Source organism: Bartonella sp. AA81SXKL (assembly GCF_042196945.1).
GTDB lineage: Bacteria > Pseudomonadota > Alphaproteobacteria > Rhizobiales > Rhizobiaceae > Bartonella.
Genome location: NZ_JBHIRH010000006.1, coordinates 21498 through 35181, shown reverse-complemented (window position 1 = coordinate 35181; position 13684 = coordinate 21498). Strand labels below are relative to the sequence as shown.

The 13684-nt window shown below is 37.9% G+C and carries 14 protein-coding genes; 10 read left to right on the top strand and 4 right to left on the bottom strand.

Going from position 1 to position 13684, the window contains the following annotated elements:
* Positions 1-283: 283 nt before the first annotated feature.
* The 5 genes from ACFINZ_RS04695 to ACFINZ_RS04675 all read left to right on the top strand — a co-directional run bounded on the left by ACFINZ_RS04695 (position 284) and on the right by ACFINZ_RS04675 (position 5143).
* Entirely contained in the window at positions 284-1417 is a 1134-nt protein-coding gene (locus ACFINZ_RS04695; protein ID WP_375634120.1) for an ABC transporter substrate-binding protein, read from the top strand.
* 115 nt (positions 1418-1532) lie between these two features.
* Positions 1533-2609, top strand: coding sequence for a branched-chain amino acid ABC transporter permease (locus tag ACFINZ_RS04690; protein WP_375634122.1), 1077 nt, complete (start codon positions 1533-1535; stop codon positions 2607-2609).
* The gene (locus ACFINZ_RS04685; protein ID WP_375613416.1) at positions 2609-3667 is read left to right on the top strand and encodes a branched-chain amino acid ABC transporter permease; all 1059 of its coding nucleotides are present in this window, start codon (positions 2609-2611) and stop codon (positions 3665-3667) included. Before ACFINZ_RS04690 ends, ACFINZ_RS04685 begins: the two co-directional genes overlap by 1 nt.
* Positions 3664-4446: an ABC transporter ATP-binding protein gene (locus ACFINZ_RS04680; protein ID WP_375611930.1), complete on the top strand. Its 783-nt coding sequence runs from the start codon at positions 3664-3666 to the stop codon at positions 4444-4446. Before ACFINZ_RS04685 ends, ACFINZ_RS04680 begins: the two co-directional genes overlap by 4 nt.
* Positions 4433-5143, top strand: a complete 711-nt coding sequence (locus ACFINZ_RS04675) for an ABC transporter ATP-binding protein (RefSeq protein WP_273791026.1) — start codon at positions 4433-4435, stop codon at positions 5141-5143. Before ACFINZ_RS04680 ends, ACFINZ_RS04675 begins: the two co-directional genes overlap by 14 nt.
* A 94-nt stretch (positions 5144-5237) precedes the next feature.
* Here the strand turns inward: ACFINZ_RS04675 and gatA are convergent, their stop codons facing one another.
* Together gatA and gatC are read right to left on the bottom strand one after the other, a co-directional pair.
* Positions 5238-6722, bottom strand: a complete 1485-nt coding sequence (gene gatA / locus ACFINZ_RS04670; protein ID WP_375677212.1) for an Asp-tRNA(Asn)/Glu-tRNA(Gln) amidotransferase subunit GatA — start codon at positions 6720-6722, stop codon at positions 5238-5240.
* A gap of 31 nt (positions 6723-6753) precedes the next feature.
* Complete coding sequence (gene gatC, locus ACFINZ_RS04665; RefSeq protein ID WP_375634126.1) at positions 6754-7041, bottom strand: Asp-tRNA(Asn)/Glu-tRNA(Gln) amidotransferase subunit GatC; 288 nt, start codon at positions 7039-7041, stop codon at positions 6754-6756.
* A 147-nt stretch (positions 7042-7188) separates the two neighbouring features.
* On the opposite strand from gatC, the gene ruvX reads away from it, so the two are divergent.
* The gene (gene ruvX / locus ACFINZ_RS04660) at positions 7189-7668 is read left to right on the top strand and encodes a Holliday junction resolvase RuvX (RefSeq protein WP_375618120.1); all 480 of its coding nucleotides are present in this window, start codon (positions 7189-7191) and stop codon (positions 7666-7668) included.
* Here the strand turns inward: ruvX and ACFINZ_RS04655 are convergent.
* On the bottom strand, positions 7653-9272 hold the full coding sequence (locus tag ACFINZ_RS04655) for an acyl-CoA dehydrogenase family protein (protein WP_375701192.1): 1620 nt from the start codon (positions 9270-9272) through the stop codon (positions 7653-7655). The two genes, ruvX and ACFINZ_RS04655, sit on opposite strands and share 16 nt — an antisense overlap.
* Positions 9273-9397: 125 nt before the next feature.
* Here ACFINZ_RS04655 and ACFINZ_RS04650 point away from each other — a divergent pair, with 125 nt between their 5' ends.
* From ACFINZ_RS04650 to dprA, 4 genes are read left to right on the top strand one after another with little or no spacing between them, the layout of a single operon-like run.
* Complete coding sequence (locus ACFINZ_RS04650) at positions 9398-10363, top strand: aspartate carbamoyltransferase catalytic subunit (RefSeq protein WP_375634130.1); 966 nt, start codon at positions 9398-9400, stop codon at positions 10361-10363.
* A complete protein-coding gene (locus ACFINZ_RS04645) occupies positions 10360-11661 on the top strand; it encodes a dihydroorotase (RefSeq protein ID WP_375634132.1) in 1302 nt (433 codons plus the stop codon). Before ACFINZ_RS04650 ends, ACFINZ_RS04645 begins: the two co-directional genes overlap by 4 nt.
* A gap of 11 nt (positions 11662-11672) precedes the next feature.
* The gene (gene plsY, locus ACFINZ_RS04640) at positions 11673-12305 is read left to right on the top strand and encodes a glycerol-3-phosphate 1-O-acyltransferase PlsY (protein ID WP_375634134.1); all 633 of its coding nucleotides are present in this window, start codon (positions 11673-11675) and stop codon (positions 12303-12305) included.
* Positions 12262-13497: a DNA-processing protein DprA gene (gene dprA / locus ACFINZ_RS04635; RefSeq protein ID WP_375634646.1), complete on the top strand. Its 1236-nt coding sequence runs from the start codon at positions 12262-12264 to the stop codon at positions 13495-13497. Before plsY ends, dprA begins: the two co-directional genes overlap by 44 nt.
* On the opposite strand, the gene ACFINZ_RS04630 is transcribed toward dprA, so the two are convergent.
* Positions 13427-13633: a hypothetical protein gene (locus ACFINZ_RS04630; RefSeq protein WP_005773510.1), complete on the bottom strand. Its 207-nt coding sequence runs from the start codon at positions 13631-13633 to the stop codon at positions 13427-13429. The two genes, dprA and ACFINZ_RS04630, sit on opposite strands and share 71 nt — an antisense overlap.
* Positions 13634-13684: the final 51 nt, after the last annotated feature.

Here is a 13684-nt window from a genome sequence, read left to right as displayed (position 1 = left end):
TTCTCTAAGTTTAAGTAAACATTGCTCTTGTATCAACACGCAAGCCCCAAGATAAGATTTCCCCACATTGTCGTATCTTCTATGTTAATGTCAGAGAATATCAACATGAATATTTATAAAACTATTTGATTGTACACTTTACATACCTTACAAGGGGTGCCCTACAAAAGAGGTCATATAAAAGTTTTTTTACATAATGATATTTTGATTAATGTGTAACTTGCATGATGAAGAAGTTCAATATAAGGTGAAAAAACGACAATTCAATTAAGGAAAATGCGCAATGCAATTGAAGAAAATCCTTACGATAATCGCAGCATTTATGGCATTTACAGCAAATGTTTATGCGAGTGAACCTATTAAGATTGGTGTTTATCTTCCATTAAGTGGTCAAAATGCATTTGGAGGTCAGCTTGAAATTAGAGGTATAGAATTAGCCCATAAAAAAGTTCCAGAAATTTTAGGACGTAAAGTGGAACTTGTTATTATTGATAACAAATCTGATAAAGTAGAAGCGGCTAATGCTGTTATGCGTTTAACAGCAAGTGAAAAAGTGAGTGGAATCATTGGTAGCTATGGTTCTTCACTCTCGTTAGCAGGTGGTGAAATATCTGAAAAGGCAAAAACTCCAACCATTGCAACGTCCTCAACAAGTCCCCTTGTTACACAGGGTAAAAAATATTACTTTCGTGCTTGCTTTATTGATTCCTATCAAGGAGTAGGAATCGCAACTTATGTAAGCCAAACTTTACACGCAAAAAAGGCTGCTATCCTTAAAGATATTTCAAGCGATTATGCTATTGGTCTTGCAAGTTATTTTACGCGTGCTTTCAAAAAATTAGGTGGTGAAGTTATCTCAAATTTAAATTATAATTCTGGAGATCAGGACTTTTCAGCTGTTCTCACGCAAATTATCGCCCAGAAACCTGATATCTTATTCATTCCATCTTACTTTTCTGAAGGTGCTATCATCATGAAACAAGCACGAGAATTAGGGGCGAAGTTTCAAATTATGGGTGGAGATGCTATGGATAATCCAGAAACCATTACGATTGCAGGAAAAGCTGCAGAAGGTTTCTTACATACGACACTTCCCTATAGTGAGTATATGCCAAATATGTCAGTAGCTGCGCAAGAATTCACAAAAGAATGGAAAAAAGCTTACCCGGACAAAGAGCCAAATATCAATTCTGTTTTGGGATACACGAGTTATATGATGTTTATGAAGGCTATTGAAAATGCTGGTAGCACTGATCGTGAAAAAATTACTATCGCACTTAGCAAATTAAAAGATTTTCCTACCCCCTTTGGGGATATGTCAATGGATGAAAATCATAACCCTAAAATTCCTATTGGTATCATTAAAATACAGGATGGAAAACGTGTTTATTTAGAAGAAGTTAAACCTGCTTTTTAATTAAAAAGTTTTATTTACTAAAATGCAAGAATTGGTTGAGGATTTTTTTTCTCAACCAAAAACTTAGAAATTTCTTATTATCCTATGTAAATTAACAAATGTGGAAGGATGAGAGATGAGCACTGAAATGTTCATCCAGTACTTTTTTAATGCACTGGCATTGGGATCTCTTTATGGGCTTATTGCTATTGGCTACACCATGGTCTACGGTATACTGAGACTCATTAATTTTGCTCACGGTGATATCTTTATGCTGGGAGCATATTTTGTTTTCTTTTCCACAATTGGCTTTATGCCTGCTTGGGTAGCTTTTCTTCTTTTGTTTTTTGCTGCTCTTGTTTATTATTCGGTCTTTATAGGCTTTAAAAGGCGTCCTCCAATTTATTGGATTGCTGCTTTTTTAATTCTTGCGCTAGGATTTGTTTATTATTTTAAAATTTCCCCGCAAGATTTTACACCGATTTGGGTTTTAGCTCTTTGTTTTTCCATTTTTATTACAAGTGCTGTGGGTGTTGCTGTTGATCAATTTGCTTATAAACCTCTACGCCATGCTCCGCGTATTTCGGCACTTATCGGTGCAATTGGTGTTTCTTTTTTTATTGAAAATCTTGCTACTGTACTCTTTAGTGGTGTTCCGAAAGGTGTACAACAGCCAGATTTTCTTGTAACACCATTTTTATGGCATCTAGGATCAGGAGCAGATGGTATCATCAGAATTGCTCCCATGTCTCTGATCGTTCCCTTTGTGTCATTAATTCTTATTTTATTACTATTATGGATTATCCATAAAACAAAACCGGGTCTTGCTATGCGCGCAATCTCCCATGATATTGAAACAACACGTTTGATGGGTGTGTCTGTCAATAAAGTTATTGCGTTTACATTTGGAATAGGCTCAGCTCTTGCCGCCATAGCTGGTATTATGTGGTCTTTACGTTATCCTCAAATTCAGCCTTATATGGGTGTTCTTCCTGGTCTCAAAGCATTTATCGCTGCTGTTATTGGAGGTATTGGTTCGATACCAGGTGCAATGTTGGGAGGATTATTATTAGGGTTTATTGAAATTATGATTATCGCATTTTTCCCTGCGCTATCTGGATATCGAGATGCCTTCGCTTTCATTTTATTGATTCTGATTCTATTGATATTGCCCACAGGATTAATGGGTAAAAGAAATCAGGAGAAAATCTAATGGCAAAGTCAGCGACAACTGTTTTATCGTGTATAAGTGTTTTAGTTCTCATAGGTTTTTTATTTTATGCTGATAGCCATTTTAATGACTATACGCTTCGTATCATCAATCTGATTGCTATTAATGCGATATTGGCAATTTCGCTTAATTTGATTTACGGTTTCACAGGTATGTTTTCTCTTGGACATGCTGGATTTATGGCTATTGGTGCTTATGTTTGCGCAATTTTACTTCTTTCCCCTGAACAAAAAGAAATGATGTGGATTCTTGAGCCTATTGCTGAACCATTATATCATTTGCAGTTACCTTTTTTTATCGCTGTTGTTGTAAGTGGTTTGTGTGCTGCTGTTGTAGGTTTATTAATTGCTTTACCAATATTGCGTCTTGGTGGCGATTATCTTGGAATTGCAACATTAGGTTTTGCGGAAATTATTCGCATTGTCATTACGAACGCAACATCGCTCACAAATGGCTCTTTGGGAATCAAAGGAATACCTCAAAATGCAACATTATGGTGGAACTATGGTTGGCTAGCATTTACAGTTCTCTTTATTGTCCTCTTACTGCAAAGTAATACTGGTAACGTATTACGTGCTATTCGTGATGATGAAATAGCTGCGAAAACTATGGGAATTAATGCTTTTTTCTACCGTAGTTTTTCCTTTACTGTTGGAGCGTTTTTTGCAGGTATAGGTGGCGCATTAATGGCGGCTCTTATTTCAACCATTGATCCAAAAATGTTTAATTTTCTTCTGACTTTTAATATTTTAATGATTGTTGTTGCTGGTGGTCTCGGTTCAATTACAGGGAGCATTATTGGCAGCATTATTATTACAGTCATGCTTGAATGGCTTCGTATTATTGAAAGTCCATTTGACTTAGGTTTTATACATATTCCAGAAACCCCAGGGCTTCGTATGGTTGTTTTTTCCCTTTTATTGCTGGTAATTATCTTGTTTTGGAGAAAAGGGTTAATGGGACAACGAGAATTTTCATGGAATGGAATTTATAGCTTTTTGACACGCAAAAAGCTTTCTAATACTGAGGGAAAGCTATGAACGACAATATCCTTTCACTCAATAATATTGTAATGCGTTTTGGCGGATTAGTTGCTGTAAATAATGTTAATATGGCAATTAAACGAGGAAGTATTACTGGATTAATTGGTCCCAATGGTGCTGGAAAAACAACAGTTTTCAATATGATTTCTGGATTTTATGCTCCTACAAGCGGCATCATTCTTTTTGATGAGAAAAAAATTTCTGGAGCGTCTCCTTATATTATCTGTAGAAGCCATATTGCCAGAACATTTCAAAATATTCGTCTTTTCTCAGGGTTAACGGTTTTGCAGAATGTTATGGTAGGAGCGCATGTTCGACAAAAATATCCTTGGTTTTCTTCAGCTCTCTTTTTTTCAAAAGCAATAAAAGAAAAGAAGGAAGTTTATAAAAATTCCTTGGAGCTCCTTGAACAGCTACAACTTGATCACCTTGCCAATCAATCGGCAACAGCTTTACCTTATGGTGTGCAACGACGTCTAGAAATTGCACGTGCGTTAGCCACAAAGCCCAAATTGCTTCTTCTTGATGAACCTGTTGCTGGCATGAATCCACAAGAAAGTGAAGATCTTAGAAAATTCATAGCAAAAGTGCAAAAAGACTTTGATCTTACAATTCTTCTTATTGAGCACGATATGAAAGTGGTTATGGGACTTTGCCAACATATTTTGGTTATGGAATATGGCTGTTGCATTGCCAGTGGTACACCAGATGAAATTCGTAATAACCCTAAAGTTATTGAAGCTTATCTTGGCGGAGATGTTTATGGATATTCTTAAAATAAAAAATCTTTACGTTCATTATGGCGCCATTAAAGCTGTCCAAAATCTTTCTATGTCCATAAAGCGGGGCAGTATTGTCACTTTAATTGGAGCCAATGGTGCAGGAAAAAGCAGTATTGTACGTTCTATTACAGGGCTTAATCGCTCTGTTTATGGAGAAATTACCTATAATGGCAAATCTATTATTAAAAAATCACCAGAAGAGATTTTGCGATTAGGGATTGCTCTAAGCCCTGAAGGACGACGTATCATGCCCCATCTCACTGTTTTAGAGAATCTTCATCTAGGCGCTTATATTCGTCACGATAAGCAGGGAATTTCCCGTGATATTGAATGGATATTTGACCTTTTTCCGCGCCTACGTGAAAGAGCAAAACAGTTGGGAGGAACAATGTCAGGTGGTGAACAACAGATGGTTGCTGTGGGCCGTGCACTTATGAGCAATCCTGATATGGTCATATTAGATGAACCCTCGTTGGGGTTAGCACCACTTCTCGTTCGAGAAATTTTTTCGATTATTCGAAAAATTAATGATATGGGAAAAACTGTTCTTCTTATTGAACAAAATGCATTTGCTGCACTTTCCATAGCTGACTATGCTTATATTTTAGAGGTAGGACATATTTTATTTCACGGTGAAGGAAAAACTATGCTCTCTGATTCGCGTGTTAAAGAAGCCTATCTTGGTGGGTAAGACTACGAATTAAGGAAATAGAGCTCATCCCTCCACCTTTTAAAAAAGCATTTCTCATTAAGTATGAGAAATGCTCCTTTGTGAATTTTGACTATTACATCCACCATTTTTCTGCACTGAATATTCCTGCTTCTTGTTCAATAATGTGCGCTATCTGAAAAATGACTTCTTCAGAAAAAGGTTTACCAATCAATTGCAATCCTAGAGGTAAACCATTTGATGACAGACCAGCAGGAACAGAAATTCCTGGTAAACCAGCCATATTAACTGGTACCGTAAAAATATCATTAAGATACATTGCTACAGCATCATTTTTTATTTTTTCATCAGCAATACCAAAAGCAGGTGTTGGTGTTGCTGGTGTCAAAATAGCATCAATGCCTGAAGCAAAACATTGATCAAAATCACGTTTTACGAGTGTTCTTACTTTTTGAGCTCTTAAATAACAGGCATCATAATAACCTGATGAAAGAACATAAGTCCCAACCAGAATGCGCCGTTTGACTTCATCACCAAAACCAACAGAACGCGTATTTTCATACATCTCAATGATGTCTTTTCCAGGCATGCGCAAACCAAAACGCACACCATCATAACGCGCTAAATTAGAAGAGGCTTCTGCAGGAGCTATAATGTAATAAGAAGGTAGAGCATATTTTGTATGGGGCAAAGAAATATCTTTAATCTCAGCACCTGCTTCTTTTAACCAATTTATTCCTTTTTGCCAAAGCTCAATAATTTCTGAAGACATTCCATCCACATGATATTCTTTTGGAATACCGATTTTCATTCCTTTGATTGATTGACCAAGATAACTTTCATAATCAGGAACTGGTAAATTGACGGAAGTAGAATCTTTTTCATCAAAAGAGGCCATTGATCTGAGTAAGATAGCACAATCACGAACATCTCTAGCAACAGGTCCAGCTTGATCAAGAGATGAAGCAAACGCGACAACGCCCCATCGCGAACAACGTCCATAAGTTGGCTTTATTCCTACAGTTCCAGTAAAAGCTGCTGGTTGACGTATTGAGCCACCTGTATCGGTTGCAGTTGCACCAGCACAAATTTGTGCAGCAACAGCGGCTGCGGATCCCCCCGAAGAACCACCGGGTACGAGTTTTTCATTTGAGCCTTTTTTTCTCCATGGACTAATAACGGGACCATAATATGATGTTTCGTTGGATGAGCCCATAGCAAACTCATCCATATTAAGTTTTCCTAACATCACAGCACCATCTTGCCATAAATTAGCCGTGACAGTTGATTCATAGTGCGGTTTAAAACCATCAAGGATATTTGAACAGGCTTGAGTATGAACACCATAGGTTGCAAAAAGATCTTTAATCCCCAAGGGAATTCCTTCCAAAAGCCCTCCTTGTCCTTTCGCTAAGCGACTGTCTGATTCAGCAGCCATTTTCATTGCCTGTTCTGCTGTTATTGTTACATAAGCATTCAAAGTTGGATTTGCCAACTCTATTGCTTGTAAATAAGCTTCCGTTAATTCTGTTGCTTTGAGATTTTTCTTTGTTAGAGCATCACGAGCTTGCGCAATTGTGAGAGTTGTTAAATCAGTCATATTGGTTCTCAAATTTCAAAAATATAAAAAGTTACTCAACAATTTTTGAGACAAGAAAAAAATTTTCTTCTGTAACAGGGGCATTGGCTACAATATCTGCTGCTTTATCGCCATCTGTAACACTATCTTCACGCATTCGTAGTGTCATCGGCATCACAGATGTTAATGGCTCAACTCCACTGACATCAACTTCATTCAATTGCTCTACAAAACCTAAAATAGCATTGATTTTTTTTGTCACAGGTTCTATCTCATCATCGTGGAGGGCAATCCTTGCTAAATGTGCTATCCGCTTGACTGTCTCTTGATCAACAGACATACTCTTTACGCCTTTCTGCTTTTTTGTTTATTTATTGATCTTTATTCTGGCTATACAAGGCTGCACTTGTAAGTGCAAGAATATTAGATAACATGAATAAAGAATATAACTATAGATCTGAAACATTAAAAAACGTATTATACCTTTATGACTGTTATTAATATAGATGAAGTTATAACACATCTTTTGCCTAGACAAACAATAGCAGGCTTAGATTTAGGGACAAAAACTATCGGAATTGCGATTTCTGATAGGGGGCTGATTGTCTCAAATCCGCGTCCTGTACTACAGCGAAAAAAATTTACAGAAGATGCTTACACACTTATTAAAATTTTTGACCGTGAAAATGTAGGAGTTATTATCATTGGCTTACCTCTTAACATGAATGGAAGCAGTGGCTCTCGTGTTCAAGCAACCAGAGCTTTTGTGAGCAATATGAAAGCTTATACAAAAATTCCATTTGTTTTTTGGGACGAACGTTTATCAACAATTGCTGCGGAACGGTCTCTTTTAGAAATGAATGTATCGCGCGCTAAACGAGCAAGCCGTATTGATTCGGCAGCCGCCGCTTTTATATTGCAAGGTGCTCTTAATAGAATTCAAAACTTTCATCATATGGAAGGATAGAGGACATTGAGCAAATGCCCTGCATTATATCGTGCAATGAGCATCCCGTAAGAAGATCTCCATTGTCCTCCAAGGCGGCTTTCCATATAGGCATTCGCAACATGTTCTATGTCTGTAGAACGTAATGCTGCTGCTGCTGCTGCATAAGCTACTTGTTCAACAAAAAATCTTCCTGCACCTTCATTTGCTGATGCCATATCACCTGCTGACTTAATAATTTCAATTGCTCGTGGTCCCGCTGGTCCAATATCAAGAGCAATTTTTTCTAACAATTTCTGAAACAATCCCGGTGCTTTTTCAGCAATAAGAATGGCATCCTTTACCAATTGATTAGCAGAACTATTTCTCACAATTCGCGCAGGCCCATTATGCAACATTTGTGATAATGGATTATTCTCTATAAAACTTTCAATACCAAGTTGTGCAATAATTTCACCAATAATAGGCACAACCAATTGACTTACATGATAAGCAATAATAGGTGTCATAATGCGGGCAAAAGCTGCTTCAGAACGGTCATTTGCTGCATTGTCAAATGCTCTCGCTAAACGCAAAACCAATGCTTGTGAGGCAGCTATATCTAATGCAATATCTGCAAAAATACGTTCTGTCAGTGGAGGTAAAGGCTGATTGGGCATTTTTTTCCGGAAAAAATCCATACCAAATTGAAGAGCCGCTCGTAAAACACCTGCCGATATGACAGATTGATCGAAACGCATCATCGTCTCGATATCTTTAATAACTTTAAGCCCTTCTCCAGCATTTCCCAAAAGCCAGCCATAACTGCCTTGGAAATCGACAACCCCCTCTGGTGTTAAAAGTTCTCCAGAACGCTGAATTAAATGACGAATCGATATAGATCCATTTAATGCGCCATTTTCTTGTATGCGTGGAATAAAAAAACAACTTAAATGACCATCTAAATCTGCACTAACAAGATATCCGTCAGCGGCAGGATTAATAACGTTGGTTTTTACAACATTTAAACGATATAGATCACGTTCCATACTTTCATCGAAAGAAATTTTCTTAACACTTGGAAAATTGAAAGCGTATTTTTCAATATCGTCAAATGCACAAGTTAGAGAAGCAGCCTTTTTATGATGAATAGGCTTTGATGAGGAATCATATTGGCGTGATAAAAGTACATTTTGCCATTTTTTGAAGAGCTCAATATCACTAATTAAAACAGCAATAGCTGCACTCGTTATGATAACTTCATTCAAATGTCCTGTTTCTAAACCAGCATATAAAGCTAAACGAATCGCACGCGCTTGATAGCGTACTCCATTTTCTGAGCTCGTATTTTCCCAAAGCGAGGTAACCAAACCTGCTTGTCTAGAATATTGTTGAAGAGCTTGATAGGAAGAATGGATCTCTAATCTTTCTGTTGGTTGCCCCCATTCATCATTATAGCATAGTAAAGGCTTATAATGATTCGCTAAGTAAGAAAGTTTCCATGCTTCTCGACTCGCGGCAAAATCCCCTATTTCTTCAAAACTTGCTAACAAAAACTTAGGCAAAGTAGAAGCAATACGAAACATAAGCGTATCGCTAAGAAATGTATTTTTTCGACGAGTATTTTGCGCAGATACAGCACTCATAGGTATATTCCTACATTCAAATCATTCATATCATAGACTATTTGTCTTTTTAGAGTTAAGAAACATTTATCATATTCAAACAAATGCTTGTTTAACCTGTTTAGAGAGAGATAAAGAAGAATGCTATGATGCAAAATAATTTTTTTCCACTTTTCCCTCATCAACATCTTTTAGCTATTAAAGATCTGAGTGTACAAGATCTTAATACATTGCTTGATCGTGCAGAAGCAAATGTTATCCTTTCTAACAAAATTGATAAAATAAAATCTACTTTGCATGGACGGACTCAAATTAATCTCTTTTTTGAAGCCTCTACGCGAACACAATCTTCTTTTGAATTAGCGGGTAAAAGGCTAGGTGCACACGTGATGAGTCTTGCGATCAGCAACTCATCTGTAAAAAAGGGAGAAACATTACTTGATACTGCTACAACTCTCAATGCGATGAAGCCAGATATACTTGTTTTTCGCCATAACAGTGCAGGAGCGGCAGCTTTATTAGCGCAAAAAGTTGATTGTTGTGTTATTAATGCAGGTGATGGTGCCCACGAACATCCAACCCAAGCTTTATTAGATGCTCTAACCATTAAAAGGGCAAAAGGTCGTATTGAAGGATTAACTGTTGCGATTTGCGGAGATATCTTACACTCACGTGTTGCCCGTTCCAATATCCTGTGTCTCAATGCTTTGGGTGCTCGTGTTCGTGCTGTTGCTCCCTCAACACTTTTACCCGCAGAAATTGCTCATATGAGTGTTGAGGTTTTTAACACGATGAAAGAAGGTCTTAAAAATGCTGACGTTATCATGATGTTGCGCTTACAGCATGAACGGATGACAGGCTCTTTCATTCCTTCTACGCGTGAATATTTCCATTATTTTGGCTTACATAAAGAAAATTTAGCCTATGCCAAAAATGATTCTATTATTCTGCACCCTGGACCAATAAACCGTGGTGTAGAGATTGCATCCGATATAGCAGATGGACCACAAAGTATGATTCAGACACAAGTAGAAATGGGAATTGCAGTGCGTATGGCTGTCATGGAGGCTTTATTAGATTCACGCGCAAAGATCAGTGGAGAAAAAAAATGATAAAACCAATTGTTTTTCAGAATGCTCGTATTATTGATCCTTCGCGCGCAATCGATGAAATTGGTACAGTTATTGTTAAAAATGGACGAATTATAGCCGCTGGAAAAGAAGCTCTGAATCAGGGATTCCCTGAAGAAGCAGAAGTTATTAACGCACAAAACAAAGCAATTCTCCCTGGACTTGTTGATGCGCGCGTTTTTGTTGAAGAATTAGGGAATGAACATTGTGAAACAATTACATCAGCAAGTTACGCGGCCGCAGCAGGTGGTATTACTTCCTTTCTTATGATGCCAAACACGCATCCAGTTATTGATAATGTAGCACTCGTTAAATTTATTACGCATACAGCACAGGAAATGTCATTGGTCAATATTTATCCCGTTGCTTCAATCACACAAGGTTTCAACGGACAAGAAATAACCGAATTTGGTTTGCTCAAAGATGCAGGAGCCGTTGCTTTTAGTGAGGGAAAAAAAACACTTCAAAATTCATCTGTTATGCGGCGTGCAATGACTTATGCACGTGATTTTGATGTTCCATTGATACATGAAACGCAAGATAAAGATCTTACAGGGCAAGGTGTGATGAATGAAGGACTGCTTGCCAGTTGGCTTGGTCTTTCTGGCATCCCTCGCGAAGCAGAAGTTATCCCTCTTGAAAGAGATCTGCGATTAGCAGTATTAACGCAAACACGCTATCATGCTGCTCAAATATCGACAGCACTCTCTGCTGATGCACTTCGTTTAGGTAAAAAACGCAGTGAGAAAATTTCAGCGGGTGTATCTATTAATCATTTATCTTTCAATGAAAATGACATTGGTGAATATCGCACCTCTTTTCGCTTAATGCCCCCATTGCGTACAGAAGAAGACCGTATAGCAATGATTGAAGCAATAAAGGATGGGATTATAGATGTTATTGTCTCTTCTCATGATCCTCAGAGTATCGACACAAAACATTTACCATTTAATGACGCGGCAGTTGGCGCTATTGGTATGGAGACCTTATTGAGCGCAGCCTTACGCCTTTATCATAATGAGAGCCTATCTCTTCTACGGATAACGGAACTTTTGTCAACGGCGCCTGCAAAGCTCTTTGGACTCAATGCAGGAACACTCAAAAAAGGGGCTCATGCAAACCTTATTGTGGTTGATCTTGAAGAACCATGGGTTGTTTCGAAAGAGAAGCTCTATTCACGTTCAAAAAATACCCCTTTTGAGAATGCACGTTTTCAAGGACGCGTGCTCCAGACCTTTGTGAAAGGGAAAAACGTTTTTAAACTTGATCAACAAATTTAATGAGATTCTTAATGAATGAAGCAGAAATATTTTTTCAATCCACTCCATGGTTTATTTTCCTCATATCTTATCTCATTGGCTCGATTCCATTTGGTCTTCTTTTAACGAAATTGTTCAAAATTGGTGATATAAGAACAATCGGTTCCGGCAATATTGGAGCAACAAATGTTTTACGAACAGGAAATAAAAAGCTTGCTGCTCTAACACTTCTTTGTGATATGTTGAAAGGAACTATCGTTGTTTTCGTTATAAAGTTTTTTAGTGATCCGCTAGACAATAGTATCCTTGTTTCTCTAGCAGGCTTTTTTGTTTTCTTAGGACATCTTTTCCCCGTATGGCTTAAATTTAAAGGTGGCAAAGGTGTTGCTACCTATCTAGGAGTCTGCTTAGGAATCTATTGGCCTGCAGCAATTATTTTTATTATTGTATGGATAACGATTTTTCTCCTCATGCGTTATTCTTCATTATCTGCGCTTATTGCTGTTACGATCACACCGATATTTGTTTTTTATTTTTCCGCTTCTTATTTCTATTGTATGCTGATTGTGATGAGCGTATTTGTGTTTATAAAACATTCTGCAAATATCGGTAGATTATTAATTGGGGAAGAAAGTAAGATTGGCACGCAACACGGAGATAAATAAAGGAATCCTGCTTACTGATCGTCAACGTCTAAGCTGGTTACGGTTATTGCGTAGTGAAAATATTGGAGCTGTTAGTTTTCGCAATCTCATTGATCATTATAAAACAGCAGAAAAAGCTCTGGCAGCACTGCCAGAGCTTAGTAGAAAAGGTGGTGGTTCTGCATCTATTAAAATAGCAAGCTTAGAAGATGCAGAAAAAGAAATACAAAAAGCTAAAAAATTAGGTGTCCGGTTTATCGGTATGGGAGAACCAGATTATCCAGCTTTTCTTAAGGTTACAGAAGCCCCTCCGCCGCTTATTGCTATCAAAGGTAATGTTTCAATTTTTCAAAAAACTTCTATTGGAATTATAGGTTCTCGAAATGCTTCAGCTGCTGGAAAAAAGCTTACGGCTCAATTTGCACGTTTTCTCGGAGAAGCAGACTTTGTAACAATTTCTGGGCTCGCTCGTGGAATTGATAGCGTTGCGCATCAAGCAAGTTTAAAAACAGGAACTGTTGCAGTCATGGCTGGAGGAATTGATCATATCTATCCTCCTGAAAATAAAAAGTTGCATGAAGATATTATTGCCAACGGTGGAGCCATCATCAGCGAAATGCCCATTTCTTGGAAGCCGCGTGCTATCGATTTTCCAAGAAGAAACCGTATTATTGCAGCTCTATCACTTGGTCTCTTGGTTGTAGAAGCAGCCCTGCGCTCAGGGTCCTTAATTACCGCACGTCAAGCAGCTGAAATGGGACGGTTAATTTTTGCCATTCCCGGTTCTCCACTTGATCCAAGATCTGTTGGTACAAACAATCTTATCAAAGACGGTGCTCTACTCACCACACATCCTTCTGACATTATAGAAACACTTACGCCATTAATTTTACCGCTTCCAAATTCGCAACTCAATTTTTTTGAGGAACCATCCTCTTTACAACTTGAAAAGGAGAATTTTAATTTAGCAGATGAAAAAAACAGCAGCCTCTCTTTAGCAGATGATGATGATGCAGCACGTGCAGCAGTTTTCTCCGCTCTTTCAACAACGCCAATCGACTTAGACACACTCAGTATCCACTCCGGTGTTTCACTCCCAACTCTCTACCTCTTGTTGGTAGAACTCGAGCTTGCTGGAAAGCTTATTCGACACTCTGGTGGTTGTGTGTCATTGTCGAATCTTGATCTTCCCCAAGAGCCTCAGCACTATTAATAATGCTTTGCCCTTCTTTGGCAACCATATCCAAAAGCAATGCTAAAAGCGGACTGTGCGCCTGACGCGCCATCTGATTCATTTGCTTTGACATGTCTGTAATATATTGGATAACTTTTAAATGATTTATAAACATAATCCTCTATCCTTGAGCATTTCCCCTCCTACCTCTCAATAGACGTTATCT

Bases quoted from the DNA above. Each gene is read 5' to 3' on its own strand.
- ACFINZ_RS04695 (WP_375634120.1), top strand. From the start codon at position 284: ATGCAATTGAAGAAAATCCTTACGATAATCGCAGCATTTATGGCATTT.
- ACFINZ_RS04690 (WP_375634122.1), top strand. From the start codon at position 1,533: ATGAGCACTGAAATGTTCATCCAGTACTTTTTTAATGCACTGGCATTG.
- ACFINZ_RS04685 (WP_375613416.1), top strand. From the start codon at position 2,609: ATGGCAAAGTCAGCGACAACTGTTTTATCGTGTATAAGTGTTTTAGTT.
- ACFINZ_RS04680 (WP_375611930.1), top strand. From the start codon at position 3,664: ATGAACGACAATATCCTTTCACTCAATAATATTGTAATGCGTTTTGGC.
- ACFINZ_RS04675 (WP_273791026.1), top strand. From the start codon at position 4,433: ATGGATATTCTTAAAATAAAAAATCTTTACGTTCATTATGGCGCCATT.
- gatA (WP_375677212.1), bottom strand. From the start codon at position 6,722: ATGACTGATTTAACAACTCTCACAATTGCGCAAGCTCGTGATGCTCTA.
- gatC (WP_375634126.1), bottom strand. From the start codon at position 7,041: ATGTCTGTTGATCAAGAGACAGTCAAGCGGATAGCACATTTAGCAAGG.
- ruvX (WP_375618120.1), top strand. From the start codon at position 7,189: ATGACTGTTATTAATATAGATGAAGTTATAACACATCTTTTGCCTAGA.
- ACFINZ_RS04655 (WP_375701192.1), bottom strand. From the start codon at position 9,272: ATGAGTGCTGTATCTGCGCAAAATACTCGTCGAAAAAATACATTTCTT.
- ACFINZ_RS04650 (WP_375634130.1), top strand. From the start codon at position 9,398: ATGATGCAAAATAATTTTTTTCCACTTTTCCCTCATCAACATCTTTTA.
- ACFINZ_RS04645 (WP_375634132.1), top strand. From the start codon at position 10,360: ATGATAAAACCAATTGTTTTTCAGAATGCTCGTATTATTGATCCTTCG.
- plsY (WP_375634134.1), top strand. From the start codon at position 11,673: ATGAATGAAGCAGAAATATTTTTTCAATCCACTCCATGGTTTATTTTC.
- ACFINZ_RS04630 (WP_005773510.1), bottom strand. From the start codon at position 13,633: ATGTTTATAAATCATTTAAAAGTTATCCAATATATTACAGACATGTCA.